The following is a 25,403-nucleotide window of genomic DNA, read 5'->3' as shown; positions in this document are numbered from 1 at the left end:
ATGGCCAAATCCTTGCTGATCATCAGCCGCCAATCGCCCTGGTCCGGTCCGGGCGCGCGGGAAGCGCTGGACATCGTGCTGGCGGGCGGTGCCTTCGATTTGCCGATCGGCCTGCTGTTTCTCGACGACGGCGTGTTCCAGCTCGCCGCGAAACAGGACGCCAGGGCCCTGCAACAGAAAGACTTGAGCGCCAACCTGCAGGCCTTGCCGATGTTCGGCGTCGAAGAACTGTTTGTCTGTGCCGACAGCGTTGCCGAACGCGGCCTGGACCCTGGCGCCTTGTCGCTTGCGGAAGCCCGCGTGTTGGCCGCCGACGAAATCACTGCGCTCATTGACCGTTACGACCAGGTGATCACCCTCTGATGTCGACTTTGCATGTGTTGTCTCATTCCCCGTTCGGCGACGACCGCCTGAACAGTTGCCTGCGCCTGATCGGTGCCAACGACGCGCTGCTGCTGTGCGGCGACGCGGCCTATGCCCTGCAGCCCGGCACCGCACCTTTTACGGCGCTGAATGCCCGCGGCCTGACACTCTACGTGTTGACCGAAGATGCCCAGGCCCGGGCTATCGACGTGCCAGGCTGGGCAACGGCTGTGGATTACCCGGCCTTCGTCGAACTGTCGATCCACCATGACAAGGTCAACAGCTGGTTATGAATGTATTGACGGTCGGCGCGCGCGCCATCGAGCTGGACAAGGACGGTTTTCTTGTGGATCTCAGCGACTGGTCGGCGGATGTCGCCAGTGCCCTGGCCGCCGCCGAAGACATCGAGTTGAGCCCCGAGCACTGGGAGATCCTCGAACTGCTGCGCAGCTTCTACGCCGAATTCCAGCTGTCGCCGGCCACCCGGCCGCTGATCAAGTACACCGCATTGAAACTCGGCCCGGACAAAGGCAACAGCCTGCACCTGAACCGACTGTTCAAAGGCACCCCTGCCAAACTCGCCGCAAAACTGGCGGGCCTGCCCAAACCGACGAATTGCCTATGACCGACTACCCAGCGCTGACCCTCGAAACGCCCGCCGAGCACCCGTTCGCCCAATTCGTGCGGATCCTCGGCAAAGGCAAGCGTGGCGCCCGCGACCTGACGCGTGAAGAAGCCCGCGCCGCCATGGGCATGGTGCTTGACGACAAGGTCGAGGACACCCAGCTCGGCGCGTTCCTGATGCTGTTGCGCCACAAGGAAGAAAGCGCGCAGGAAATGGCCGGCTTCACCGAAGCCCTGCGTGAACGCTTGCAGGCGCCGGCCCTGGCGGTGGATCTGGATTGGCCGACCTATGCCGGCAAGAAACGTCATCTGCCGTGGTATCTGCTGGCGGCCAAGTGCCTGGCACAGAACGGTGTGCGCATCTTCATGCATGGCGGCGGCGCGCACACTGCGGGTCGGCTCTACAGCGAACAATTGCTGGATGAGCTGAACATCCCGTTGTGCCGCGACTGGCAGCAGGTCGGCACGGCGCTGGACAACGGCGGCCTGGCCTTCATGCCGTTGGTGGACTGGGCACCGCAGCTGCAACGCATGATCGACCTGCGCAACACCCTCGGCCTGCGCTCGCCAATCCACTCGCTGGCGCGAATCCTCAACCCGCTAGGCGCCCGTTGCGGCCTGCAAAGCATCTTCCACCCCGGCTACCAGGCGGTGCACCGCGATGCCAGCGGCCTGCTCGGCGACACGGCGATCGTGGTCAAGGGCGATGGCGGCGAGATCGAGATCAACCCCGACGCTGACAGCCACCTGTACGGCACCCGCGGTGGCGAGAGCTGGGATGAGGAGTGGCCGCAACTGTCGAGTCAGCGCCACGTCAAACCCGCCAGCCTGGAACCTGCGCATTTGAAGGCGGTATGGCGCGGCGATGTCGTCGACAGTTACCCGCAAATGGCCCTGATCTCGACCATGGCCCTGGCGTTGCGCGGCCTGGGCCAGAGCCGCGAGCAAGCGTTCGAAACTGCCCAGCAATACTGGGACGCGCGGGACAAATCGATTTAATCGATCATAACCCTTCAAGCTTTGCGCTTTTTTATCGAACCTAACAGCCTAGACTCTTCTCCAACGCTTATCGGTTGAGGAGTCTCGAACATGGGTTTGTTAGTAGAAGGTCGCTGGCAGGACAAATGGTACGAAAGCAGCAAGGACGGCGCGTTCCAGCGTGAACAGGCGCAGCGTCGCAACTGGGTCACGGCTGACGGCCAACCCGGCCCAAGTGGTGTCGGTGGCTTTGCTGCCGAGGCTGGCCGCTATCACCTCTACGTATCCCTCGCTTGTCCGTGGGCGCATCGCACGCTGATCCTGCGCAAACTCAAGGGCCTCGAAAGCCTGATCGATGTATCAGTGGTCAGCTTCTTGATGCTGGAAAACGGCTGGACCTTCGACAAGTCCCACGGCTCCACCGGCGACAAGCTCGATCACTTCGACTTCATGCACCAGCGCTACACCGCCGACACCGCCGACTACACCGGCCGCGTCACCGTGCCTGTGCTGTGGGACAACCAGCAGAAGCGCATCGTCAACAATGAATCGGCGGAAATCATCCGCATGTTCAACGGCGCCTTCGATGAATTGACCGGCAATGACCTGGATTTCTATCCGGCTGCGCTGCGCGGTGAAATCGATGCGCTGAACGAGCGGATCTATCCGGCTGTGAACAACGGCGTGTACCGCGCCGGGTTTGCCACGTCGCAGAGCGCTTATGAACAGGCCTTCGATGAATTGTTTGCCGAGCTGGATCGACTGGAGCAGTTGCTGGGCGCCAACCGTTACCTGGCCGGTGAGTACCTGACCGAAGCGGACATCCGTCTGTTCACCACGTTGATTCGTTTCGATGCGGTGTATTTCGGGCACTTCAAGTGCAACCTGCGGCGGATCGCGGATTATCCGAACCTGTTGAACTGGCTAAGGGAGATTTACCAGTGGCCGGGGATTGCCGAGACGGTGAGTTTTGAACACATCAAGAATCACTACTATGGCAGCCACAAGACCATCAATCCGACGGGGATCGTGCCGAAGGGGCCGCAGCAGGATTTTACCACCCCGCATGATAGGGAGCGGTTGAGTGGGAAAGGGGTTTGGCGCAAGGCCTGAGATTAATGCAGGTTTTGAGGGCCCCAATCGCCAGCAGGCTGGCTCCCACAGGGGATTTGTGTCGTGCACAAAACCCTTGTGGGAGCCAGCCTGCTGGCGATGGCGGCACCTCGGTCTCTAGACCTGCGCCTGAGCCCCTTCAAACCACGCCAGTTTCTCGCGCAGTTGCACCACTTCCCCCACGATCACCAATGTCGGCGCATGCACTTCATGTTCCGCCACCAGCCGTGGCAGGTCCGCCAACGTGCCGGTAAACACCCGCTGATTGACCGTGGTGCCCTGCTGGATCAACGCCGCCGGGGTATCCGCCCCGCGACCATGCTTGATCAACTGCTCGCAGATGCTCGGCAAGCCCACCAACCCCATGTAGAACACCAGGGTTTGCGCCGGCGCGACCAGGTCGGCCCAAGGCAGATCGCTGGAACCGTCCTTCAGGTGACCAGTGATGAACCGCACCGACTGCGCGTAATCGCGATGGGTCAGCGGTATCCCGGCATAGGCCGCGCAACCGCTGGCCGCCGTGATGCCTGGTACCACCTGGAACGGGATGCCATGGGCCGCCAGTTCCTCGATCTCCTCGCCACCACGGCCGAAGATGAACGGATCGCCACCCTTCAACCGCACCACGCGCTTGCCCTGTTTCGCCAGGTCGACCAATTGCTGGTTGATCTGGTCCTGGGGCACGGCGTGATCGGCGCGGCGCTTGCCAACGTAGACGCGCTCGGCATCGCGACGGCACAGCTCGAGAATCGCCGGCGCCACCAGGCGGTCGTAGAGCACCACGTCGGCTTGCTGCATCAGGCGCAAGGCCTTGAACGTCAGCAGGTCGGGATCACCTGGCCCTGCGCCCACCAGATAGACCTCACCGGTCGCCACTGGCGCTTCACCTTCGATTTTCGCCTGCAGCAAACGCTCGGCTTCACCGCCCTGCCCGGCCAGTTGCCGGTCGGCAATCGGGCCCTGGAAGACGTCTTCCCAGAACGCGCGACGCTGCTGCACATCCGGGAACAGCTTTTTCACCTGATGACGGAACCGCGCCGCCAGGCCAGCCAGCTGACCGTAGGTGGAAGGAATCCAGGTTTCGATCTTGGCGCGGATCAATCGCGCCAGTACCGGCGCATCGCCACCGCTGGACACGGCAATGATCAACGGCGAACGGTCGACGATCGCCGGGAAGATCACGCTGCACAAGGCCGGCGCATCCACCACGTTGACCGGCACGCAACGCAGATGGGCATCCTTTGAGACTTGTGCGTTCAGCGCTTCGTCGTCGGTGGCGGCAATGATCAGCACACAACCGTCCAGGTCCGCCTCGCCGTAACCGCGCGTGAGGCACTCGCCATCATGGGCGCTGACCAGCTCACGCAGCTGCGTTTCGATCTCAGGTGCGACCACCCGCAGCAGCGCACCGGCATCGGCCAGCAGGCGGGATTTGCGCAAGGCAATTTCCCCCCCACCGACGACCAACACACGACTGCCGCGAAGGTTATGGAACAGCGGCAGATAGTTCATTTAGCCGATGACCTCGAGGCCACCCATGTACGGCTTGAGTACCTCAGGAATACGGATCGAACCGTCGGCCTGCTGGTAGTTCTCCAGCACCGCCACCAGGGTACGACCGACCGCCAGGCCGGAACCGTTCAGGGTGTGTACCAGTTCCGGCTTGCCGGTTTCCGGGTTGCGGAAACGCGCTTGCATACGACGGGCCTGGAAGTCGCCGCAGTTGGAGCACGACGAGATTTCGCGGTATTTGTCCTGGCTCGGAATCCACACTTCCAGGTCGTAGGTCTTGACCGCGCTGAAGCCCATGTCGCCAGTGCACAGGGCAATGGTGCGATAAGGCAATTCCAGCAGTTGCAGGACTTTCTCGGCGTTGGCGGTCAGGCCTTCCAGCGCTTCCATGGAGGTCGACGGCTCGACGATCTGTACCATCTCGACCTTGTCGAACTGATGCTGGCGGATCATGCCGCGGGTATCGCGACCCGATGCACCGGCTTCACTGCGGAAGCACGGCGTGTGCGCGACGAACTTGATCGGCAGCAGTTTCGAATCGACGATTTCGCCGGCGACAATGTTGGTCAGCGACACTTCGGCGGTCGGGATCAGGTACAGGTCGGCTTCGCCTTCGCGGGCGATCTTGAACAGGTCTTCTTCGAATTTCGGCAGTTGACCGGTACCTTGCAGTGCCGGAGCCTGGACCAGATAAGGCGTATAGGCCTCTTCGTAGCCGTGCTCGGTGACGTGCAGGTTGATCATGAACTGCGCCAGGGCGCGGTGCAGACGGGCGATAGGGCCGCGCAGCAACGCAAAGCGCGCGCCGGACAGCTTGGCGGCGGTCTCGAAGTCCAGCCAGCCGAATTTTTCGCCCAGGGCGACGTGGTCCTGCACCGGGAAGTCGAACGCGGTCGGCGTGCCCCAGCGGCGCACTTCGACGTTGCCGTCTTCGTCTTCGCCGATCGGCACCGATTCATGCGGCAGGTTGGGAATGCCGAGCACGATGGCGTCCAGTTCGGTCTGGATCGCGTCCAGCTCGGTTTTACCGGCACTCAACTCGCCCGCCATGCGCTCGACGTCCGCCATCAACGGCGCGATGTCTTCGCCGCGTTGCTTGGCCTGACCGATGGATTTGGAGCGCGCGTTACGTTCAGCCTGCAGTGCTTCGGTGCGGGTCTGGACGGTCTTGCGCTGTTCTTCCAGCGCTTCGATGCGCGCGACATCCAGGGCAAAGCCACGGGATGCCAGGCGGTCCGCTACGTCCTGAAGGTTGCTACGTAACAGTTTGGAATCGAGCATGTCGGTCTCTCGTTATCAAAGTTTGGTCAAGGACAGGCCAGCCCAGGTGGCGAGCAGCCCGCCGAATACGCTGATGGCAGCATAGCCCAGGGCCAGAAGCACTTGCCCGCTTTCCAGCAGGCGCACCGTATCCAGTGAAAAGGATGAAAAAGTCGTCAGCCCTCCGAGGAAGCCGACGATCAACCCGGCGCGCACCTCGATCGGCACCTCCGGGCGTAGCAAAAACAGACCGTATAAAACGCCGATCAGCAAACAGCCGACGATATTAACGGCCAGCGTCGCGGTATAGAAGTGCCGCGGCCAATTAGCGTTGATCCAGTTGCCCGTGGCAAAGCGTAGCAAGGTGCCGGCCGTTCCGCCGATGGACACTGCAATGATCAGGGGGAGCACTATTTTCTCCGCTGCCGGGGGCTCAGTCGGTCGAGCTTGGCCAGGTGATTGAGCTTCTCGCCGATCTTCAATTCCAGGCCACGGGGTACCGGCTGATAGAACGGAATCGGCTCAAGTTCTTCCGGAAAGTAATCTTCCCCGGCGGCGTAGGCATCCGGTTCGTCGTGGGCATAACGGTATTCGTCGCCATACCCGAGCTGCTTCATCAGCTTGGTCGGTGCGTTGCGCAGGTGCAGCGGCACTTCCAGCGAACCGTGTTCGGCGGCGGCACGCAGTGCGGTCTTGAAACCCATGTACACCGCGTTGCTCTTCGGCGCGCAGGCCAGATAGGTGATGGCCTGGGCCACCGCCAATTCGCCCTCGGGGCTGCCGAGGCGCTCCTGCACTTCCCACGCCGCCAGGCACAGGCTCAGCGCACGCGGGTCGGCATTGCCGATGTCTTCGCTGGCCATGCGCACCACGCGCCGGGCCAGGTACAGCGGATCGCAGCCGCCATCGATCATGCGCGCGAACCAGTACAGCGCGCCGTTGGGGTTGGAACCGCGCACGGATTTATGCAGCGCGGAGATCTGGTCGTAGAAGGCTTCGCCGCCCTTGTCGAAGCGCCGACGGGTATCGCCGAGCAGGCTTTGCAGCAGGTCGGTGCCGATCTCGCTGTTGTCTTCGGCCAGGTCCGAGGCGTTTTCCAACAGGTTGAGCAAGCGCCGGCCATCGCCATCAGCAGCCGACAGCAGCATCTGGAAGCCTTCATCGCTGAGGGTCAGGTTGCGCTTGCCCAGGCCGCGCTCTTCGGTCAACGCGCGGTGCACCAGTTTGCGCAGTGCGGCTTCGTCGAGGCTCTTGAGCACATAGACCCGCGCGCGGGAGAGCAAGGCGTTGTTGAGTTCGAACGAGGGGTTTTCCGTGGTCGCGCCGATGAAGATCAGCGTGCCATCTTCGACATACGGCAGGAACGCATCCTGCTGGGACTTGTTGAAGCGGTGCACTTCGTCGACGAACAGGATCGTCCGCCGGCCGTACTGCGCGGCCTGCTGCTTGGCGATTTCCACCGCCTGGCGGATTTCCTTCACCCCGGCCAGCACCGCTGACACCGTTTCGAAATGCGCCTCGGAGACTTCCGCGAGCAACCGCGCCAGGGTGGTCTTGCCCACTCCCGGCGGTCCCCAGAAAATCATCGAATGCAGGGCACCCTGCTCCAGGGCTTCGCGCAAGGGCTTGCCGCGAGCGAGCACGTGTTCCTGACCGACGTACTCGTCCAGGTTGGTCGCGCGCAGGCGGGCGGCCAGGGGCTGGGCGATGGGGGCGCTGCGAAACAGGTCCATGGCGTACGTTTAAAACCTCTAGATAATCCTGAGATCGATGATTAACCCCTGTGGGAGCGGGCTTGCTCGCGAAGGTGGTGTATCAGTCACCTTCAATGCTGAATGACACACCACCTTCGCGAGCAAGCCCGCTCCCAAAAGGTGTTTTTGCGTTTATTCCTGGATCACGTCCGCACCCTTGGGGATGTCGAACTTGAACTTGGAAGCCGGGATCGGCTCGTTGGCCTTCACCCCGGTGAACAGGATATTGGTGCGCTGGCCGACGCTGTCGATCAGCTGCATATCGTTGACCAGGCCATTGCGGAACGACAGGCGCAGGCTGTCGAACAGAGTGTCCTTGGTTTTCGGCTTCAAGGTGAAGTCGATCACGCCGCCGGCTTCCTTGGCGCTGATATCGAAGCTCTGGCTGATCTTCGACACGTCACCGGACAGCAGCAACGCCGGGGTCTGGGTCAGGCGCTGGTCGAGGTTCTTGATGGTGGCCTGTTCCAGGTCCGGGTCCCACAGGGTGACCTTCTTGCCGTCGGAGACCATGGTCTGCTCGGCGGGCGCATTGGTGTGCCAATAGAACAGGCCCGGGCGCTGCAGCGACATTTCGCCGGCGGTTTCCTGCAACTGGGTACCCGAGCCATCCAGGGTCAGCTGGGAGAAACGCGCGGTCAGGGTCTGGGATTTTTCCAGCAATTGGGTCAGGCGTGCCACGTCCTTGTCATCGGCGTGGGCCGAGAGCGTGCTCAAAGCCAGTACCGGCAGCAACAGCATGCGGATCAGACGCATGGGAGTCCTCATAACATTCGTGGGAGTGCGGGCGGCGCCTCAGGACGCCGCCCCTTTTCAGTGTCGGGTCAGTCGCGCACCGGGCCGGGGGCCAGGACTTCACGCGAACCGTTGGTGTTCATGGACGTCACGACGCCGGCCATTTCCATGGCTTCGATCATGCGCGCGGCGCGGTTGTAGCCGATCTTCAGCTTGCGCTGCACCGCTGAAATGGACGCACGACGGCTTTCCAGGACGAACTGCACCGCTTCGTCATACAGCGCATCAGCTTCCGGATCATCGCCGTCGCCGCCACCGCTGCTGCCTTCAAAGCCGCTGCCCGCCTCTTCGACACCGTTGAGGATGTCGTCGTTGTATTCCGGCGCGCCACGCAGTTTCCAGGCCTCGACCACGCGATGGACCTCGTCGTCGGACACGAACGCGCCGTGAACCCGGATCGGCAGGCTGGTACCCGGCGGCATGTAGAGCATGTCACCGTGGCCGAGCAGTTGTTCAGCGCCGCCCTGGTCGATGATGGTCCGCGAGTCGATCTTGCTCGACACCTGGAACGCCATGCGGGTCGGGATGTTGGCCTTGATCAGGCCGGTGATCACGTCCACCGACGGACGCTGGGTCGCGAGGATCAGGTGGATACCCGCCGCCCGCGCCTTCTGGGCGATACGGGCGATCAGCTCTTCAACCTTCTTGCCGACGATCATCATCATGTCGGCGAATTCGTCGACCACCACCACGATGGTCGGCAGCTTCTGCAGCAACGGCGCTTCGTCGTGGATGCTTTCGCGCTTGTACAACGGGTCGCTCAATGGCTCGCCGGCGTCCTGCGCTTCCTTGACCTTGGCGTTGAAGCCGGACAGGTTACGCACGCCCATCTTCGCCATCAGCTTGTAGCGTCGCTCCATCTCGGCAACGCTCCAGCGCAAGGCATTGGCGGCGTCCTTCATGTCGGTCACCACCGGGCACAGCAGGTGCGGAATGCCTTCGTAGATCGACAGCTCGAGCATTTTCGGGTCGATCATGATCAGCTTGGCATCTTCCGGGCCGGACTTGAACAGGATCGACAGGATCATCGCGTTCACACCCACCGACTTACCGGAACCGGTGGTACCGGCCACCAGCAGGTGCGGCATCTTCGCGAGGTCAGTGATCACCGGCTTGCCGCCGATGTCATGGCCCAGGGCCAGGGTGACCGGGGACTTGAAGTTGTCGTACTCGGGGGTCGACAGCACTTCGGAGAAGCGCACGATCTGCCGGTCTTCGTTGGGAATCTCGATACCGACCGTGGTCTTGCCCGGAATCACTTCCACCACACGCACACTGGTCACGGCCAGGGAACGCGCCAGGTCCTTGGCGAGGTTGGCGATACGGCTGACCTTGACCCCTGCCGCCGGCTGGATCTCGTAACGGGTAATCACCGGACCCGGATGAATCGAGTCCACGGTGACTTCGACGCCGAATTCCTTGAGCTTGATTTCCAGCAGGTGGCCGACGGCCGCCAGGGATTCGGGCGAGTAATTGAGCTGTTTCTTTTCCGCCGGGTCGAGAATCGAGATCGGCGGCAAGGTGCCTTCAACGGCGCTGTCGACGAACAACGGCGCCTGCTTCTCTTTTTCCACGCGCTTGCTCGGCGCTGGCGGTTTGGGTGGCGCCGGGGCGATCACCGGCGGCACCTGCTTCTCGCGCTCGGACATGTGCTTGCTCAGGGCCTGCTCGCGTTCGATCAGGCGCTCCTTGACCTTGGCTTGCTCACGCTTGTCGGTGACGGTCGGCGCGACCACATCGTGCACGCGGTCATCGACTTCACGCAGTTGCGCAACCAGTTGCTTGCGCTCGACTCGGGCCGCCCACCAGCGATTGGCGGCGCCCTGGAACAGTTCGAACAGGTCGAGGGTGATCTTGCCGGTGACGTCCATCACCTTGAACCATGACAGGTCGGTGAACACCGTGAGGCCGAACAGGAACAGGGCGATGAACAGCAGCGTGCTGCCCTGGATGTTCAGCGCGTTCTTCGCCAGGTCACCAAGGCTCTCGCCCAGCGCCCCGCCAGCGCCGGCCGGCAGACCGGTGGCAGCATGGAAATGGATGTGCGCCAGCGCGGCACCGGAAAGCACCAGGAACACCAGGCCGATCAGGCGCCAGGAGAACAGCCAGCCACTCCACTCCCACGGCTCGTGGCGTTGACGGAAGATCTGGTAGGCCTTGATCGCCAGCAACAGCGGGAAGATATAGGCAAAGTAACCCAGCACCATGAACAGGATATCGGCGCTGTAGGAGCCCGCCGGGCCGCCGAAGTTCTGCACGTCATCGATCTTGCTGTTGTGGCTCCAGCCCGGATCGTCCTTGCCATAGGTCAGCAAGGCCATCATCAGGAACAGGCACAACGCTCCGATGGCGATCAATGCACCTTCCTTGAGGCGGTAGTGCAAGTGCTGGCGCCAGAGTGGAACAACTGTTTTGGGTGCTACGGTGGATTTCTTCAAAACCTGCTTTTCCTGCGCCAATGGCGCGTCCATCTGTTAATGACTATGAAAAAACTGCCCAATCCAGGCAGGTAAAAAAGTTAACAGGCGTAACCGGGACTACTTTTAACACTGCGCATCGGTTTTCATAAACAGCAAATGCGCTGCCTATTTTGTTACAAACACTGTTACAGCGAGGCATTGTACGGGTTTGTACGGGCGATGCCATGCTGGCAACCCTTGGGTGTAGCATAGTCAACAGCACATGACGTGCGACTCAATTTGAGCACGCATTCTCTTTCGTGACAAAGGCTTATGAGGTGTTTTTATGAGCGAAGCGAAGCATTCCCGCCTGATCATCCTGGGTTCCGGTCCCGCGGGCTACAGCGCAGCCGTGTATGCCGCTCGCGCCAACCTCAAGCCCGTTGTCATTACCGGCATACAGGCAGGTGGCCAGCTCACCACCACCGTGGAAGTCGATAACTGGCCAGGCGATGTCGAAGGCCTGACCGGCCCGGTCCTGATGGAGCGCATGCAAAAACACGCCGAGCGCTTTGCCACCGAGATCGTTTACGACCACATTCATACCGCCAAGTTGCAACAGCGCCCCTTTGAACTCATCGGTGACAGCGGCACTTATACCTGTGACGCCCTGATCATTGCCACGGGTGCCTCGGCACAATATCTGGGGCTGCCTTCGGAAGAGACTTTCGCGGGCAAAGGGGTTTCTGCCTGCGCGACCTGCGACGGCTTCTTCTATCGCAAACAGGTGGTCGCGGTGGTGGGCGGTGGCAATACCGCCGTCGAAGAAGCGCTGTATCTGTCGAACATTGCCAGTGAAGTCCATCTGATTCACCGTCGCGACAAGTTGCGTTCGGAAAAGATTCTTCAGGACAAACTCTTCGAAAAGGCCGCCAAGGGCAATATCCGCCTGCACTGGAACCAGAACCTGGACGAGGTGCTGGGCGATTCCAGCGGCGTGACCGGCGCCCGCCTGCGCGACAGTCATACCGGTGCCATCACCGAGCTGCCGCTGACCGGCGTGTTCATCGCCATCGGCCACAAGCCCAATACCGACCTGTTCACCGGTCAACTGGAAATGCGCGATGGCTATCTGCTGGTCAAGGGTGGCAGCGAAGGCAACGCGACAGCCACCGCCATCGAAGGCGTGTTTGCCGCAGGTGACGTCGCCGATCACGTCTATCGCCAGGCCGTCACCTCCGCCGGCGCCGGCTGCATGGCCGCCCTGGACGCGGAAAAATACCTCGACGACATTCCCGTTGTTTGACCGCACACTCCACGGCGGGCCCTGCGCCCGCCCCGCCCTCCCCTTCTGCAAGCCCTGATGCCATGCTGACTTGGTTACAACGCAACACCCTGACGTTCCCGGCGCTGGAAAAGGCCATGCGTGATCCCAATGGATTGCTGGCGGCCGGTGGCGACCTGTCCGCCGACCGGTTGATCCAGGCTTACCGCCATGGCTGCTTCCCCTGGTTTTCCGAAGGCCAGCCGATTCTCTGGTGGTCGCCGGACCCTCGCACCGTGCTGTTTCCCGATGAACTGCATGTGTCCCGCAGCCTGAAGAAACTTCTGCGCCAACAACGCTACCAGGTGACCTTCGATCAGGATTTCGCCGCGGTCATCCGTGCCTGCGCCGCACCCCGGGAGTATGCGGACGGCACCTGGATCACCGATGCCATGCAGGACGCCTATATCGAGCTGCACAGGCGCGGCCATGCGCACTCAGTGGAAGTCTGGGACCAGGACGAACTGGTGGGCGGGCTGTACGGCCTGGCGATGGGCCAGCTGTTTTTCGGCGAATCCATGTTCAGCCTGGCCGACAACGCCTCCAAATTTGGCTTTGCCACACTGGTGCAACATCTGAAAGACTCGGGTTTTGTGCTCATCGACTGCCAGATGCCCACCGACCATTTGCACAGCCTGGGTGCCCGGGCGATTCCACGCCGCGAGTTTGCCGACTACCTGGCGCGGCATCTGGATCAACCCAATCATGCAACCTGGGTTTGCTGAGCGACTTTTGTCCGCGTGGCTTACACTTATTCAAAAGCTTATCCCGAGGGTTGATCATGACCGAGTTGGCGCGTTTGAAGTTTTATGCCACTCAACCCCACTCCTGCAGTTATCTGCCCGAGGAGCAGGCCACGACCCTGTTTCTCGACCCTAGCCAGCCCATGGATGTGCACGTCTATGCAGACCTGTCTGAAATGGGTTTTCGGCGCAGTGGCGACCATCTGTATCGCCCCCATTGCCAGAATTGCAATGCGTGCGTACCGGCGCGCATTCCAGTCGGGCAATTCACCCCCAATCGTCAGCAAAAACGCATTTTCAAACGCAACGCCGACTTGCAGGTGCGCCCCGCAAAGCCGGGTTTCAGCGAAGAGTATTTCGATCTTTACCAGCGCTACATCGAAGAACGCCATGCCGATGGCGACATGTACCCACCCAGTCGCGATCAGTTTTCCACCTTCCTGGTCCGCGACCTGCCATTTTCCCGGTTCTACGAATTCCGCCTCCAGGGTCGATTGCTGGCCATTGCCGTCACCGACCTTCTGCCGAACGGTCTGTCGGCGGTCTACACCTTCTATGAACCCGCCGAAGAGCGCCGCAGCCTGGGGCGCTACGCCATACTCTGGCAAATCGCCGAAGCCCGGCGACTGGGGCTGGATGCGGTTTACCTGGGCTACTGGATCAAGAACTGCAAAAAAATGAGCTACAAGACCCAGTATCGCCCCATCGAACTGCTGATAAACCAGCGCTGGGTCGTCCTGAACTAGAGCAGGCCCTAAACCCCTTGGCTTGAACACCCTTTTTCGGGCACAATGCACGCCGCTTTTGCCTGGCGCAGTTGCACCGGGCCATTCATTGGACACCGAGGGCTTTACTGCATGTCGAAAGAAGACAGCTTCGAAATGGAAGGCACTGTCGTCGACACCCTGCCCAACACCATGTTTCGTGTGGAGTTGGAAAATGGGCACGTCGTAACCGCGCATATTTCCGGCAAGATGCGCAAGAACTACATTCGTATTCTTACCGGTGACAAGGTGCGCGTCGAGCTGACGCCCTATGACTTGAGCAAAGGGCGCATCACTTACCGCGCTCGCTAATCAGGTCAATACAAGACGCCCGGCTTATGCCGGGCGTTTTTGTTTGCCTGCGATTTGATGCAGCACACAAAACCAATGTGGGAGCGGGCTTGCTCGCGAAAGCGGCGCATCAGTCAACATCGATGGTGAATGTTAAGCCGCCTTCGCGAGCAAGCCCGCTCCCACAGGGGATCGGTGCACACCTGACAGACAGCAAAAAGGCGCCAATCGGCGCCTTTCTGCTTTGTTGCGGTTTGACGTCAGGCCATTTCAGCCGTGGTTTCGAACTCGAAGGTCAGCTCGCCGTCCTTGATGTCGATGTGGACCACACCGCCATGTTCGGCCAGTTCGCCAAAGAGGATCTCCTCCGCCAGTGGACGCTTGATCTTGTCCTGGATCAGGCGCGCCATCGGGCGAGCGCCCATTGCCGAGTCGTAACCGCCAGCCGCCAACCAGCTGCGGGCTGCATCGGTGACTTCCAGCAATACACGCTTGTCTTCCAGCTGCGCCTGAAGTTCGGTAAGGAACTTGTCCACCACGCTCTTGATGACCTCATGGCTGAGGCGACCAAACTGGATGATGGTGTCCAGACGGTTGCGGAACTCCGGCGTGAAGCTCTTCTTGATCACTTCCATCGCATCGGACGAGTGGTCCTGATGGGTGAAACCGATCGAAGCACGGGCTGCGGTTTCGGCACCGGCGTTGGTCGTCATGATGACGATCACGTTTCGGAAGTCGGCCTTGCGCCCGTTATTATCGGTCAGCGTCCCGTGGTCCATCACCTGCAGCAGCAGGTTGAAGACTTCCGGGTGCGCCTTCTCGATTTCATCGAGCAACAGCACGCAGTGTGGCTGCTTGGTGATGGCTTCGGTCAGCAGACCGCCCTGATCGAACCCGACATAACCTGGAGGTGCACCGATCAGACGCGATACGGTGTGGCGCTCCATGTACTCGGACATGTCGAAGCGAATCAGCTCGACCCCCAGCGCCTTGGCCAACTGACGCGCCGCTTCGGTCTTACCGACACCGGTGGGACCGGCGAACAGGAACGAACCGACTGGCTTGTCAGGCGACTTGAGGCCGGCGCGGGACAGCTTGATCGCGGTCGCCAGCGAGTCGATCGCGGCATCCTGGCCAAATACCGTCAGCTTCAGGTCACGCTCAAGGTTACGCAGCAGCTCTTTATCGGAGCTGGTGACGTGTTTTGGCGGAATACGCGCGATTTTCGCGACGATGTCCTCGACTTGAGGCACTTCGATGCGTTTTACGCGCATTTCGATCGGTTGCAGGCGTTGGTAGGCACCCGCCTCGTCGATCACATCGATCGCCTTGTCCGGCATGTGCCGGTCATTGATGTAGCGCGAAGCCAGTTCAGCCGCGGCGCGCAGGGCCTCATCACTGTATTCGATATTGTGATGGGACTCGAAACGCCCTTTCAGGCCGCGCAGGATACCGATGGTGTCTTCCACCGAAGGCTCCGACACATCGACCTTCTGGAAGCGACGTGCCAGGGCACGGTCCTTCTCGAAGATCCCGCGGAATTCCTGGAAGGTGGTCGAGCCGATGCAACGGATATCACCGGACGACAGCAGCGGCTTGAGCAGGTTCGAGGCGTCCATGACGCCACCGGACGCGGCACCCGCACCGATGATGGTGTGGATCTCGTCGATGAACAGGATCGCCTGCGGACGTTTTTTCAGCTCGTTGAGCAGCGCCTTGAAGCGCTTCTCGAAATCGCCGCGGTATTTGGTCCCGGCCAGCAGGGCACCCAGGTCGAGGGAGTACACCACGCTGTTGGCCAGCAGGTCCGGCACCTGGTTGTCGACAATGCGCTTGGCCAGGCCTTCGGCAATCGCGGTTTTACCCACGCCCGCCTCACCCACCAGCAGCGGATTGTTCTTGCGGCGACGGGCCAGGATCTGGGCGACGCGCTCGACTTCCAGCTCACGGCCTACCAATGGATCGATTCGACCCTGGCGCGCGAGTTCATTGAGGTTACTGGCATAAGCATCCAGTGGATTGCCTGAAGATGAAGACTCCCCGCCCTCGTCGTCCTGCATATCTTGCTCGCCCTCGGAGTGATCGCCGTGCCCTGGCACCTTGGAAATGCCGTGGGCGATGTAGTTGACGACATCGATACGGGCAACGCTCTGCTGTTTCAGCAGGAACACTGCCTGACTCTCTTGCTCACTGAAGATCGCGACCAGCACGTTGGCGCCAGTCACTTCGCGTTTGCCCGAGCTCTGTACGTGAAACACAGCACGTTGCAGGACACGCTGGAAGCCCAGGGTTGGCTGGGTCTCACGATCCTCGTCATGCACGGGGATCAGTGGCGTGGTGGAGTCGATGAACTCCTGCAGGTCATGCTTGAGTTTGTCGAGGTTCGCGCCGCACGCACGCAAAACGGTGGCGGCAGCCTCATTGTCCAATAGGGCCAGCAGCAGGTGTTCGACGGTCATGAATTCATGACGCTTCGAACGAGCCTCCTTGAAGGCAAGATTGAGGGTGACTTCGAGCTCGCGGTTTAACATAGCTTCACCTCATACCCAAGTGGTCGGCGATTAACCGTCCTTCTCGATTTCACAGAGTAGCGGATGCTGGCTTTCCCTGGCGTACTGGTTGACCTGCATGGCCTTTGTCTCGGCGATGTCGCGGGTAAACACTCCACATACTGCCCGCCCTTCTGTATGGACGGCCAGCATGACCTTGGTCGCCAGCTCGCGATTCAGGTTAAAAAACACCTCGAGCACTTCGACGACGAAATCCATCGGTGTGTAGTCATCATTGAACAAAACCACCTTGTACATCGGCGGCGCCTGTAAAGCAGGCTTGGCCTCCTGAACAGCAATGCCTGCGGAATCGTCGTCGTGTTCCTCCGGGCGATCTTTCTGGAGAGTCGGGCGATCCTGATTGAATGTTAGTCGAATCTGGCTGATTGCATGCATGGAAAGAAAGGTTCGTCAGTTGTGCAAATACAGTGGTGGGGGCGGTCTTGGGTGATTTCAACTCCGACTGCCTGGTCACCTTGACTATCGGCAAAACGGTGTTACAACCAATAGAGCCCACAGTGGGTAAAAAAGGTCCGCGGAGTCAACTTTTTTTCTAAGAAGTGACTGCGGATGTACTGGATGATACTCCAGTGATGGAGTCTGTTGCAGAGGGAGTTGGTATGTCAGGTGTCAAGGTCAGTGGCAAGGTGAAATGGTTCAACAACGCCAAGGGTTACGGTTTCATCAACGAGGATGGCAAGACAGAAGACCTGTTTGCCCACTACTCGGCCATTCAAATGGACGGTTATAAAACCCTGAAGGCCGGTCAAGCCGTCGTCTTCGAGATCATCCAGGGGCCCAAGGGGCTGCACGCCGTCAACATTGGCAACCCTGTCGATAGCACAAATGCCGTGACCCCTGCTACGCAACAAACCGTTACCGTTTAACGCAGCAGCGTCATCCAGTCATAAAAAAACCGCCCGACTCAATCGCTTGAGCCGGGCGGTTTTCGCATTCCCGGATTTTCTTACATGTGCGAGATCAGCGCATCACCGAAGCCGGACGAAGAAACCAGCTTGGCACCTTCCATCAGGCGTTCAAAGTCATAGGTCACGGTCTTGGCGGAAATCGCGCCGTTGGTGCCCTTGATGATCAGGTCGGCCGCTTCGGTCCAGCCCATGTGGCGCAACATCATTTCAGCCGACAGGATCAACGACCCCGGGTTGACCTGGTCCTTGCCGGCGTATTTCGGCGCGGTACCGTGGGTGGCTTCGAACATGGCCACGGTGTCGGACAGGTTGGCGCCCGGTGCGATACCGATACCGCCCACTTCCGCCGCCAGGGCATCGGAGAGGTAGTCGCCGTTGAGGTTCAGGGTCGCGATCACATCGTACTCCGCGGGGCGCAGCAGGATCTGCTGGAGCATGGCGTCGGCGATGGCGTCCTTGACGACAACGTTCTTGCCGGTTTTCGGGTTCTTGAACTGCATCCAAGGACCGCCGTCGAGCAGGGTCGCGCCGAACTCTTCGGCCGCCACTTCATAGGCCCATTCCTTGAAGGCACCTTCGGTGAACTTCATGATGTTGCCTTTGTGCACGATGGTCAGCGAATCACGATCGTTGTCGACCACATATTGCAGGGCCTTGCGCGCCAGGCGCTTGGTGCCTTGCAGGGACACCGGCTTGACGCCGATACCGCAGTTTTCGTCGAAACGGATCTTGGTGACGCCCATTTCTTCTTTAAGGAACTTGATGACCTTGGTGGCTTCCGGGGTACCGGCCTTCCACTCGATGCCGGCATAGATGTCTTCGGAGTTCTCGCGAAAGATCGTCATGTCGACGTCGCCTGGCTTCTTGACCGGGCTTGGCACGCCTTCGAACCAGCGCACCGGGCGCAGGCAGACGTACAGGTCGAGTTGCTGGCGCAGGGCCACGTTGAGGGAACGGATACCGCCACCGACCGGCGTGGTCAGGGGGCCCTTGATGGAAACCACGTAATCCTTGACCGCGTCCAGGGTTTCCTGAGGCAGCCAGGTGTCCTGATCGTAGACCTGGGTCGCTTTTTCCCCGGCGTACACTTCCATCCAGGAAATCTTGCGCTCGCCGCCGTAAGCCTTTTTCACAGCAGCATCGACAACCTTGATCATGACCGGGCTGATGTCGACACCAATGCCGTCGCCTTCGATGAAAGGAATGATCGGGTTATTAGGAACATTGAGAGAATGGTCTGCATTGACGGTGATTTTGTCGCCGACGGCTGGAACCTGAATCTTCTTGTAACCCATGCTGAACTCCATTGATTGGATTGAACATCTGGCTTGGTTCGAGCGTAACCCAGTTAAATCGGCGCGCAAACCCTATGTTCTATCGATATGCCGCAAAGCCATACAACCTGCGCCCTACAAGCCTGAAATCAAAGGGAAAAGCGCCAAACTCAAGCACGACGAACGACCTTACGCCTTGCTCGCCCCTGCGACCTTTAGACCAATGGACGACAAACGTTGTGTATGAACCATCGGCAGATTGCCAGCTACCTATGTATAATGCCGCCGCTGACTAAAGGGTCACGTCAGGTTGAACAGCTCTACGACGAGTGTTTCCACCCGATGAGACGGTCTGCTACCGCAGCCCGCCTACTTGACGCCCTACTTGATGCACCCAACATCACAGCAACGAAATCTCGATATTCGGCTCATGGATGACTTTGAACGAACGCGCTTACCCGGCGCCCCTCGAGTTTCTGCGCACGCTTTAGCAAAGAAGAGAGAGTTAATCCGAATATGCCCACCCGCTCGAAGATCATCTATACCTTCACCGACGAAGCTCCCGCCCTCGCCACCTATTCACTGTTGCCTATCGTAGAGGCGTTCACCGCCTCGGCTGATATCGCCGTTGAAACCCGCGATATCTCTCTTGCAGGGCGTATCCTGGCCAGCTTCCCCGAGCAATTGGGTGACAAAGCCGTAGCCGACCACCTCGCCGAACTGGGCGCCCTGGCCGTTACGCCTGAAGCCAACATCATCAAGCTGCCGAACATCAGCGCCTCGGTTCCGCAGCTGCAAGCCGCGATCAAGGAACTGCAGGCCCAGGGCTACGCCCTGCCGGACTATCCGGAAACCGTGAGCAGCGACGCCGACAAAGAAGCCAAGGCCCGTTACGACAAGGTCAAGGGCAGCGCCGTGAACCCGGTACTGCGCGAAGGCAACTCCGACCGTCGCGCGCCGCTGTCGGTGAAGAACTACGCTCGCAAGCACCCGCACAAAATGGGCGCCTGGGCTGCTGACTCCAAATCCCACGTTGCACACATGAGCAGCGGTGACTTCTACGGCAGCGAAAAAGCCGCCCTGATCGACGCTGCTGGCGCCGTGAAGATCGAACTGATCGCTCAAGACGGCACCACCACCGTCCTGAAAGAAAAGACCACCGTTCAGGTTGGCGAGATCCTCGACTGCGCCGTCATGAGCAAAAACGCTCTGCGTGCCTTCATCGCCGCTGAAATCGAAAGCGCCAAGGCCCAGGGCGTGCTGCTGTCGGTTCACCTGAAAGCGACCATGATGAAGGTCTCCGACCCGATCATGTTCGGCCAGATCGTTGCCGAGTTCTACAAGGACGCACTGGCCAAGCACGCTGACGTGCTGGCGCAGATCGGCTTCAACCTGAACAACGGCATCGGCGACCTGTACGCTCGCATCAAGGCCCTGCCGGCCGAGCAACAAGCGCAGATCGAAGCCGACATCCAGGCGGTCTACGCCGTTCGTCCATCCCTGGCGATGGTCAACTCCGACAAGGGCATCACCAACCTGCACGTGCCGAGCGACGTCATCGTCGACGCCTCGATGCCGGCGATGATCCGTGACTCCGGCAAGATGTGGGGCACCGACGGCCAGCTGCACGACACCAAGGCCGTGATCCCGGATCGCTGCTACGCCACCATCTACCAGGCGGTCATCGAAGACTGCAAGGCCAATGGCGCGTTCGATCCAACCACCATGGGCAGCGTGCCGAACGTTGGCCTGATGGCGAAAAAAGCCGAAGAGTACGGCTCCCACGACAAGACTTTCCAGATCAAGACCAACGGTGTAGTCCGCGTGACCGACACCAACGGCACCCTGCTGCTGGAACAGTCGGTTGAAGCCGGCGACATCTTCCGCATGTGCCAGACCAAAGACGCGCCGATCCAGGACTGGGTCAAACTCGCCGTCAACCGTGCTCGCGCAAGCAGCACGCCAGCGATCTTCTGGCTGGACCCGATGCGCGCCCACGACGGCGTGGTGATCGAGAAAGTCCAGGCTTACCTGAAGGATCACGACACGGCCGGCCTGGACATCCAGATCATGGCGCCAGTCGACGCGATGAAGTTCACCCTGCAGCGCACCCGCGAAGGCAAGGACACCATCTCGGTGACCGGCAACGTCCTGCGCGACTACCTGACCGACCTGTTCCCGATCATGGAACTGGGCACCAGCGCCAAGATGCTGTCGATCGTGCCGCTGATGAACGGCGGTGGCCTGTTCGAAACCGGCGCCGGCGGTTCGGCTCCGAAGCACGTGCAGCAACTGCTGGAAGAGAACTTCCTGCGCTGGGATTCGCTGGGTGAATTCCTGGCCCTGGCCGCGTCCCTGGAACACCTGGGCGTGACCTACAACAACCCCAAGGCGCTGGTTCTGGCCAAGACCCTGGACCAGGCCACCGGCCAGTTCCTGGACAACAACAAGTCGCCATCGCGTAAAGTCGGCAACATCGACAACCGCGGCAGCCACTTCTACCTGGCGCTGTACTGGGCCCAGGCCCTGGCTGCCCAGACCGAAGACACTGCACTGCAAGCGCAGTTCGCGACCCTGGCCAAGACCCTGACCGAGAACGAGGCGACCATCGTTGCCGAGCTCAACGCCGTCCAGGGCAAGCCAGTGGACATCGGCGGTTACTACCACGCCGACGCCGAGCTGATCAGCAAGGCCATGCGTCCTAGCGCAACTTTCAACGCAGCGGTTGCAGCGTTGGTTTAAGGTTGTAAGGAAGCACCACAAACCCCGGCCATGTGCCGGGGTTTGTGTTTTCAGAATTCACACAATCCCCTGTAGGAGCTGGCTTGCCAGCGATGGCGGCCTACCATTCAACATTGAGGGCGGCTGATCCACCGCATTCGCTGGCAAGCCAGCTCCTACAGGGGCAGCATTTCAACATTGAGGGCATTTTATGGAGTGGAAACCCCACATCACCGTCGCCACCATCGTCGAAGACAACGGCCGCTTCCTGATGGTCGAGGAGCTCAAGCACGGACGCGTGGTGCTCAACCAGCCCGCCGGCCACCTGGACCCGGACGAAACCCTGACCGAAGCCGCCGTGCGCGAAACCCTCGAGGAAACCGGCTGGGACGTCGAACCCACCGGCGTACTGGGCATTTATCTCTATACCGCCCCAAGCAACGGCGTCACCTACCAACGGGTCTGCTTCATCGCCAAAGCACTGAAACACCACCCCGAGTATCAACTGGACGACGGCATCGTCGGCGCCAAGTGGTTGACCCGCGAGGAATTAATCGAGCAGCGCGACAACTGGCGCAGCGAGCTGATCATGCGCTGCATCGACGACTATCGGGCCGGTATTCGCTTCGGTCTCGAATTGATCCGTCCTTCTCTTTAGCCTTGCGGGCTTCGGCCTGTTAGAATCGCGTCCTTTTTCAAGACACTCATTGAATCCCTATGCGTGATCCAGCCCCTTCTGACACACAAAAGAAGCGCGTCATTGTCGGCATGTCCGGCGGCGTGGACTCTTCCGTATCCGCCCTCCTGCTGATCGAGCAGGGCTATGAGGTGGAAGGCCTGTTCATGAAGAACTGGGAAGAAGACGACGGAACCGAATACTGCACCGCCATGGATGACCTGGCGGACGCCCAGGCCGTGTGCGACAAGATTGGCATCAAGCTGCACACCGCCAATTTCGCCGCCGAGTACTGGGACAACGTGTTCGAGCACTTCCTGGCCGAATACAAGGCCGGCCGCACGCCGAACCCGGACATCCTGTGCAACCGGGAGATCAAGTTCAAGGCGTTCCTCGACTACGCCATGATGCTCGGCGCCGACCTGATCGCCACTGGCCACTACGTGCGTCGCCGCGACATCGACGGCCGCACCGAGTTGCTCAAGGGCCTGGACCCGAACAAGGACCAGAGCTACTTCCTGCACGCCGTGGGTGGTGAGCAGATCGCCAAGACCCTGTTCCCGGTCGGCGAGCTGGAAAAACCGCAGGTGCGGGCGATTGCCGAGAAATACGAGTTGGCGACCGCGAAGAAAAAGGATTCCACCGGCATCTGCTTTATCGGTGAACGCCGCTTCAGCGACTTCCTCAAGCAATACCTGCCGGCGCAACCGGGCGAGATCAAGACCACCGAAGGCGAAATCATCGGCCGCCACCATGGCCTGATGTACCACACCATCGGCCAACGCCAGGGCCTGGGCATCGGCGGCCTGAAAGACGCCAGTGACGAGCCGTGGTACGTGCTGATCAAGGATCTTGCGCACAACGAGCTGATCGTCGGCCAGGGTAACGATCACCCGTGGCTGTTCTCCCGCGCCCTGCTCGCCTCGGATATCTATTGGGTCAACCCGATCGACCTGAGCCAGCCGCGCCAGCTGACCGCCAAGGTTCGTTATCGCCAGAGCGACCAGCCCTGCACACTGGAGAAGACCGCCACCGGCTACCGCGCGACCTTCGACGACCCGCAACGCGCGGTCACCCCGGGCCAGTCCGTGGTGTTCTACGACGGCGAAATCTGCCTCGGCGGCGGCGTCATTGAAGTGGCTGAACCCTGGACCAGCAAAGGCCAGGCTCAATGACCCCCACTCAGGAGCAACTGACGGCCCTCGGCGGTGTATTCCTGGCTGCCGTGCTGGTCGACAAGATCGCCAAGACCGGCCAGACCAACGAGGCTGGCCTGACCTGCATGCTCGGCAGCCTGCTGATCCGCGACCCCAAGGACACCCTGGAAGTCTACGGCGGCGACGACATCAACCTGCGCGAAGGCTATCGCGCATTGATCGGCGCCCTCGAACGCGATCCGAGCGCCCTGCAGCGTGAGCCGCTGCGTTATGCCCTGGCGATGCTTGGCCTGGAACGTCAATTGGCCAAGCGCAGCGACATGCTGGACGTGATCGGCAAACGCCTGCCGCAGATCCAGTCCCAGGTCGAGCACTTCGGCCCGGCCCACGAAAACGTGATCGCCGCCTGCGGCGCGCTGTATCAGGACACCCTGAGCACCCTGCGCCAACGCATCCAGGTGCACGGCGACATGCGCAACCTGCAGCAACCGAGCAACGCCTCGAAAATTCGTGCCCTGCTGCTGGCCGGCATCCGTTCGGCACGGCTGTGGCGGCAATTGGGCGGTCATCGCTGGCAACTGGTGATCAGCCGCCGCAAATTGCTCAAAGAGCTTTACCCATTGATGCGTAACGAATAACCCGCATCGACAGCACTGAACTCAGCAATACGCGTAATACGCCGGTCAGTTGGCGACGGACCGGCGGATTTTTTCATGTATGATACGCGCCCCATTTCGTTGCCCGACTGTCCGAGAACACCCCATGCAGCTTTCTTCGCTCACTGCGGTTTCCCCTGTTGACGGCCGCTACGCCGGCAAAACCCAGGCCCTGCGCCCAATTTTCAGCGAGTACGGCCTGATCCGTGCCCGCGTCCTGGTTGAAGTGCGCTGGCTCCAGCGCCTGGCCGCTCACCCTGCCATCAGCGAAGTGCCGGCGTTCTCCGCCGAAGCCAACGCTGTGCTGAACACCCTGGCGGAAAACTTCTCCCTGGAGCACGCCGAGCGTGTCAAAGAGATCGAGCGCACCACCAACCACGACGTAAAAGCCATCGAATACCTGCTCAAGGAGCAGGCGGCCAAGCTGCCGGAACTGGCCAAGGTCAGCGAATTCATCCACTTTGCCTGCACCAGCGAGGACATCAACAACCTGTCCCACGCCCTGATGCTGCGCGAAGGCCGTGATGATGTGATGCTGCCGCTGATGCGCCAGACCGCCAACGCCATCCGCGAACTGGCCATCCGTTTCGCCGACGTGCCGATGCTGTCGCGCACTCACGGTCAACCGGCTTCGCCGACCACCCTGGGTAAAGAGCTGGCGAACGTGGTTTACCGTCTGGAGCGCCAGATCGCTCAAGTCGCTGCCGTACCGCTGCTGGGCAAGATCAACGGCGCTGTGGGCAACTACAACGCGCACCTGTCGGCCTACCCTGAGATCGACTGGGAAGCCAACGCTCGCGCTTTCATCGAAGACGAGCTGGGCCTGGGCTTCAACCCGTACACCACGCAGATCGAACCGCACGACTACATCGCCGAGCTGTTCGACGCCATCGCGCGCTTCAACACCATCCTGATCGACTTCGACCGTGACATCTGGGGCTACATCTCCCTGGGTTACTTCAAGCAGCGCACCATCGCTGGCGAAATCGGCTCGTCGACCATGCCGCACAAGGTCAACCCGATCGACTTCGAAAACTCCGAAGGCAACCTGGGTATTGCCAACGCACTGTTCCAGCACCTGGCGAGCAAACTGCCGATCTCCCGCTGGCAGCGCGACCTGACCGACTCCACCGTACTGCGCAACCTCGGTGTCGGCTTCGCCCACAGCGTGATCGCGTACGAAGCCAGCCTCAAAGGCATCAGCAAGCTGGAGCTCAACGAGCAGAAGATTGCCGCCGACCTGGACGCTTGCTGGGAAGTGCTGGCCGAGCCGATCCAGACCGTGATGCGTCGCTACAACATCGAAAACCCGTACGAAAAGCTGAAAGAATTGACCCGTGGCAAGGGCATCAGCCCTGAAGCGCTGCAGACTTTCATCGACGGCCTGGACATGCCAGCCGCGGCCAAGGCCGAGCTGAAACTGCTCACCCCGGCCAACTACATTGGCAACGCTGTAGCGCAAGCCAAGCGCATCTGATCGACCGCTAGACCCGTTTAAGACGCCCGGCCGCGCCGGGCGTT

24 protein-coding genes are annotated in these 25,403 nt (G+C 60.6%); 15 read left to right on the top strand and 9 right to left on the bottom strand.

Annotation, left to right across the window (positions count from 1 at the left end; translation table 11 throughout):
* From tusC to NPS56_RS11880, 5 genes are all read left to right on the top strand, one after another.
* The gene (tusC, locus tag NPS56_RS11900; RefSeq protein ID WP_274074777.1) at window positions 1-363 is read left to right on the top strand and encodes a sulfurtransferase complex subunit TusC; all 363 of its coding nucleotides are present in this window, start codon (window positions 1-3) and stop codon (window positions 361-363) included.
* Window positions 363-656 carry a sulfurtransferase complex subunit TusB gene (gene tusB / locus NPS56_RS11895; protein ID WP_274074776.1) on the top strand — a complete coding sequence of 98 codons (294 nt, stop codon included), beginning with the start codon at window positions 363-365 and terminating at the stop codon, window positions 654-656. The genes tusC and tusB overlap by 1 nt, the downstream gene beginning before the upstream one ends.
* Window positions 653-988 carry a TusE/DsrC/DsvC family sulfur relay protein gene (locus NPS56_RS11890; RefSeq protein ID WP_274074775.1) on the top strand — a complete coding sequence of 112 codons (336 nt, stop codon included), beginning with the start codon at window positions 653-655 and terminating at the stop codon, window positions 986-988. Before tusB ends, NPS56_RS11890 begins: the two co-directional genes overlap by 4 nt.
* On the top strand, window positions 985-1,986 hold the full coding sequence (locus NPS56_RS11885) for a glycosyl transferase family protein (protein ID WP_274074774.1): 1,002 nt from the start codon (window positions 985-987) through the stop codon (window positions 1,984-1,986). The genes NPS56_RS11890 and NPS56_RS11885 overlap by 4 nt, the downstream gene beginning before the upstream one ends.
* Window positions 1,987-2,076: 90 nt before the next feature.
* The gene (locus NPS56_RS11880) at window positions 2,077-3,078 is read left to right on the top strand and encodes a glutathione S-transferase family protein (RefSeq protein WP_274074773.1); all 1,002 of its coding nucleotides are present in this window, start codon (window positions 2,077-2,079) and stop codon (window positions 3,076-3,078) included.
* 117 nt (window positions 3,079-3,195) lie between these two features.
* Here the strand turns inward: NPS56_RS11880 and cysG are convergent, their stop codons facing one another.
* The 6 genes from cysG to NPS56_RS11850 form a co-directional block, all read right to left on the bottom strand.
* Entirely contained in the window at window positions 3,196-4,590 is a 1,395-nt protein-coding gene (gene cysG / locus NPS56_RS11875; RefSeq protein ID WP_274074772.1) for a siroheme synthase CysG, read from the bottom strand.
* Window positions 4,591-5,871 carry a serine--tRNA ligase gene (gene serS, locus NPS56_RS11870; protein WP_274074771.1) on the bottom strand — a complete coding sequence of 427 codons (1,281 nt, stop codon included), beginning with the start codon at window positions 5,869-5,871 and terminating at the stop codon, window positions 4,591-4,593.
* A gap of 15 nt (window positions 5,872-5,886) precedes the next feature.
* On the bottom strand, window positions 5,887-6,261 hold the full coding sequence (gene crcB / locus NPS56_RS11865) for a fluoride efflux transporter CrcB (RefSeq protein WP_274074770.1): 375 nt from the start codon (window positions 6,259-6,261) through the stop codon (window positions 5,887-5,889).
* The gene (locus tag NPS56_RS11860) at window positions 6,261-7,583 is read right to left on the bottom strand and encodes a replication-associated recombination protein A (protein ID WP_274074769.1); all 1,323 of its coding nucleotides are present in this window, start codon (window positions 7,581-7,583) and stop codon (window positions 6,261-6,263) included. The genes crcB and NPS56_RS11860 overlap by 1 nt, the downstream gene beginning before the upstream one ends.
* A gap of 153 nt (window positions 7,584-7,736) precedes the next feature.
* Window positions 7,737-8,360 carry an outer membrane lipoprotein chaperone LolA gene (gene lolA, locus NPS56_RS11855; protein ID WP_274074768.1) on the bottom strand — a complete coding sequence of 208 codons (624 nt, stop codon included), beginning with the start codon at window positions 8,358-8,360 and terminating at the stop codon, window positions 7,737-7,739.
* A 68-nt stretch (window positions 8,361-8,428) separates the two neighbouring features.
* Window positions 8,429-10,870 carry a DNA translocase FtsK gene (locus NPS56_RS11850; RefSeq protein ID WP_406592019.1) on the bottom strand — a complete coding sequence of 814 codons (2,442 nt, stop codon included), beginning with the start codon at window positions 10,868-10,870 and terminating at the stop codon, window positions 8,429-8,431.
* 274 nt (window positions 10,871-11,144) lie between these two features.
* Here NPS56_RS11850 and trxB point away from each other — a divergent pair, with 274 nt between their 5' ends.
* From trxB to infA, 4 genes are all read left to right on the top strand, one after another.
* Window positions 11,145-12,104, top strand: coding sequence for a thioredoxin-disulfide reductase (gene trxB, locus NPS56_RS11845; RefSeq protein WP_274074766.1), 960 nt, complete (start codon window positions 11,145-11,147; stop codon window positions 12,102-12,104).
* 62 nt (window positions 12,105-12,166) lie between these two features.
* Window positions 12,167-12,847 carry a leucyl/phenylalanyl-tRNA--protein transferase gene (gene aat, locus NPS56_RS11840; protein ID WP_274074765.1) on the top strand — a complete coding sequence of 227 codons (681 nt, stop codon included), beginning with the start codon at window positions 12,167-12,169 and terminating at the stop codon, window positions 12,845-12,847.
* A gap of 56 nt (window positions 12,848-12,903) precedes the next feature.
* On the top strand, window positions 12,904-13,611 hold the full coding sequence (locus NPS56_RS11835; protein ID WP_274074764.1) for an arginyltransferase: 708 nt from the start codon (window positions 12,904-12,906) through the stop codon (window positions 13,609-13,611).
* 111 nt (window positions 13,612-13,722) lie between these two features.
* The gene (gene infA, locus NPS56_RS11830; protein WP_002553999.1) at window positions 13,723-13,941 is read left to right on the top strand and encodes a translation initiation factor IF-1; all 219 of its coding nucleotides are present in this window, start codon (window positions 13,723-13,725) and stop codon (window positions 13,939-13,941) included.
* Window positions 13,942-14,180: 239 nt separating this feature from the next.
* Here infA and clpA read toward each other — a convergent pair whose 3' ends face one another.
* Both clpA and clpS read right to left on the bottom strand, forming a co-directional pair.
* On the bottom strand, window positions 14,181-16,451 hold the full coding sequence (gene clpA / locus NPS56_RS11825; RefSeq protein WP_046817173.1) for an ATP-dependent Clp protease ATP-binding subunit ClpA: 2,271 nt from the start codon (window positions 16,449-16,451) through the stop codon (window positions 14,181-14,183).
* A 30-nt stretch (window positions 16,452-16,481) separates the two neighbouring features.
* Window positions 16,482-16,865, bottom strand: coding sequence for an ATP-dependent Clp protease adapter ClpS (gene clpS, locus NPS56_RS11820; protein ID WP_020799529.1), 384 nt, complete (start codon window positions 16,863-16,865; stop codon window positions 16,482-16,484).
* A gap of 224 nt (window positions 16,866-17,089) precedes the next feature.
* Between clpS and cspD the strand changes: the two genes are divergently transcribed.
* Complete coding sequence (gene cspD, locus NPS56_RS11815; RefSeq protein WP_274074763.1) at window positions 17,090-17,356, top strand: cold shock domain-containing protein CspD; 267 nt, start codon at window positions 17,090-17,092, stop codon at window positions 17,354-17,356.
* 80 nt (window positions 17,357-17,436) lie between these two features.
* On the opposite strand, the gene icd is transcribed toward cspD, so the two are convergent.
* The gene (gene icd / locus NPS56_RS11810; RefSeq protein WP_057399856.1) at window positions 17,437-18,693 is read right to left on the bottom strand and encodes an NADP-dependent isocitrate dehydrogenase; all 1,257 of its coding nucleotides are present in this window, start codon (window positions 18,691-18,693) and stop codon (window positions 17,437-17,439) included.
* 495 nt (window positions 18,694-19,188) lie between these two features.
* On the opposite strand from icd, the gene NPS56_RS11805 reads away from it, so the two are divergent.
* The 5 genes from NPS56_RS11805 to purB all read left to right on the top strand — a co-directional run bounded on the left by NPS56_RS11805 (window position 19,189) and on the right by purB (window position 25,359).
* On the top strand, window positions 19,189-21,414 hold the full coding sequence (locus tag NPS56_RS11805) for an NADP-dependent isocitrate dehydrogenase (RefSeq protein ID WP_274074762.1): 2,226 nt from the start codon (window positions 19,189-19,191) through the stop codon (window positions 21,412-21,414).
* Between the two features lie 190 nt (window positions 21,415-21,604).
* Entirely contained in the window at window positions 21,605-22,051 is a 447-nt protein-coding gene (locus NPS56_RS11800; RefSeq protein WP_274074761.1) for an NUDIX hydrolase, read from the top strand.
* A gap of 59 nt (window positions 22,052-22,110) precedes the next feature.
* Window positions 22,111-23,244, top strand: a complete 1,134-nt coding sequence (gene mnmA, locus NPS56_RS11795) for a tRNA 2-thiouridine(34) synthase MnmA (protein ID WP_274074760.1) — start codon at window positions 22,111-22,113, stop codon at window positions 23,242-23,244.
* Window positions 23,241-23,864, top strand: coding sequence for a high frequency lysogenization protein HflD (gene hflD, locus NPS56_RS11790; RefSeq protein ID WP_046817168.1), 624 nt, complete (start codon window positions 23,241-23,243; stop codon window positions 23,862-23,864). The genes mnmA and hflD overlap by 4 nt, the downstream gene beginning before the upstream one ends.
* Window positions 23,865-23,988: 124 nt before the next feature.
* Window positions 23,989-25,359: an adenylosuccinate lyase gene (gene purB / locus NPS56_RS11785; protein WP_007940861.1), complete on the top strand. Its 1,371-nt coding sequence runs from the start codon at window positions 23,989-23,991 to the stop codon at window positions 25,357-25,359.
* The last annotated feature ends 44 nt before the right edge of the window (window positions 25,360-25,403 follow it).

The organism is Pseudomonas putida (assembly GCF_028682635.1).
In the GTDB taxonomy this organism is placed as follows: domain Bacteria; phylum Pseudomonadota; class Gammaproteobacteria; order Pseudomonadales; family Pseudomonadaceae; genus Aquipseudomonas; species Aquipseudomonas putida_AE.
Note: the sequence above shows the minus strand (reverse complement) of the source record. Positions and strands in the feature narration are given on the sequence as shown.

Bases quoted from the DNA above. Each gene is read 5' to 3' on its own strand.
- tusC (WP_274074777.1), top strand. From the start codon at position 1: ATGGCCAAATCCTTGCTGATCATCAGCCGCCAATCGCCCTGGTCCGGT.
- hflD (WP_046817168.1), top strand. From the start codon at position 23,241: ATGACCCCCACTCAGGAGCAACTGACGGCCCTCGGCGGTGTATTCCTG.
- NPS56_RS11835 (WP_274074764.1), top strand. From the start codon at position 12,904: ATGACCGAGTTGGCGCGTTTGAAGTTTTATGCCACTCAACCCCACTCC.
- NPS56_RS11850 (WP_406592019.1), bottom strand. From the start codon at position 10,870: ATGGACGCGCCATTGGCGCAGGAAAAGCAGGTTTTGAAGAAATCCACC.
- lolA (WP_274074768.1), bottom strand. From the start codon at position 8,360: ATGCGTCTGATCCGCATGCTGTTGCTGCCGGTACTGGCTTTGAGCACG.
- cysG (WP_274074772.1), bottom strand. From the start codon at position 4,590: ATGAACTATCTGCCGCTGTTCCATAACCTTCGCGGCAGTCGTGTGTTG.
- NPS56_RS11890 (WP_274074775.1), top strand. From the start codon at position 653: ATGAATGTATTGACGGTCGGCGCGCGCGCCATCGAGCTGGACAAGGAC.
- trxB (WP_274074766.1), top strand. From the start codon at position 11,145: ATGAGCGAAGCGAAGCATTCCCGCCTGATCATCCTGGGTTCCGGTCCC.
- purB (WP_007940861.1), top strand. From the start codon at position 23,989: ATGCAGCTTTCTTCGCTCACTGCGGTTTCCCCTGTTGACGGCCGCTAC.
- icd (WP_057399856.1), bottom strand. From the start codon at position 18,693: ATGGGTTACAAGAAGATTCAGGTTCCAGCCGTCGGCGACAAAATCACC.
- cspD (WP_274074763.1), top strand. From the start codon at position 17,090: ATGTCAGGTGTCAAGGTCAGTGGCAAGGTGAAATGGTTCAACAACGCC.
- clpA (WP_046817173.1), bottom strand. From the start codon at position 16,451: ATGTTAAACCGCGAGCTCGAAGTCACCCTCAATCTTGCCTTCAAGGAG.
- infA (WP_002553999.1), top strand. From the start codon at position 13,723: ATGTCGAAAGAAGACAGCTTCGAAATGGAAGGCACTGTCGTCGACACC.
- NPS56_RS11800 (WP_274074761.1), top strand. From the start codon at position 21,605: ATGGAGTGGAAACCCCACATCACCGTCGCCACCATCGTCGAAGACAAC.
- aat (WP_274074765.1), top strand. From the start codon at position 12,167: ATGCTGACTTGGTTACAACGCAACACCCTGACGTTCCCGGCGCTGGAA.
- clpS (WP_020799529.1), bottom strand. From the start codon at position 16,865: ATGCATGCAATCAGCCAGATTCGACTAACATTCAATCAGGATCGCCCG.
- NPS56_RS11860 (WP_274074769.1), bottom strand. From the start codon at position 7,583: ATGGACCTGTTTCGCAGCGCCCCCATCGCCCAGCCCCTGGCCGCCCGC.
- NPS56_RS11885 (WP_274074774.1), top strand. From the start codon at position 985: ATGACCGACTACCCAGCGCTGACCCTCGAAACGCCCGCCGAGCACCCG.
- serS (WP_274074771.1), bottom strand. From the start codon at position 5,871: ATGCTCGATTCCAAACTGTTACGTAGCAACCTTCAGGACGTAGCGGAC.
- NPS56_RS11805 (WP_274074762.1), top strand. From the start codon at position 19,189: ATGCCCACCCGCTCGAAGATCATCTATACCTTCACCGACGAAGCTCCC.
- NPS56_RS11880 (WP_274074773.1), top strand. From the start codon at position 2,077: ATGGGTTTGTTAGTAGAAGGTCGCTGGCAGGACAAATGGTACGAAAGC.
- tusB (WP_274074776.1), top strand. From the start codon at position 363: ATGTCGACTTTGCATGTGTTGTCTCATTCCCCGTTCGGCGACGACCGC.
- mnmA (WP_274074760.1), top strand. From the start codon at position 22,111: ATGCGTGATCCAGCCCCTTCTGACACACAAAAGAAGCGCGTCATTGTC.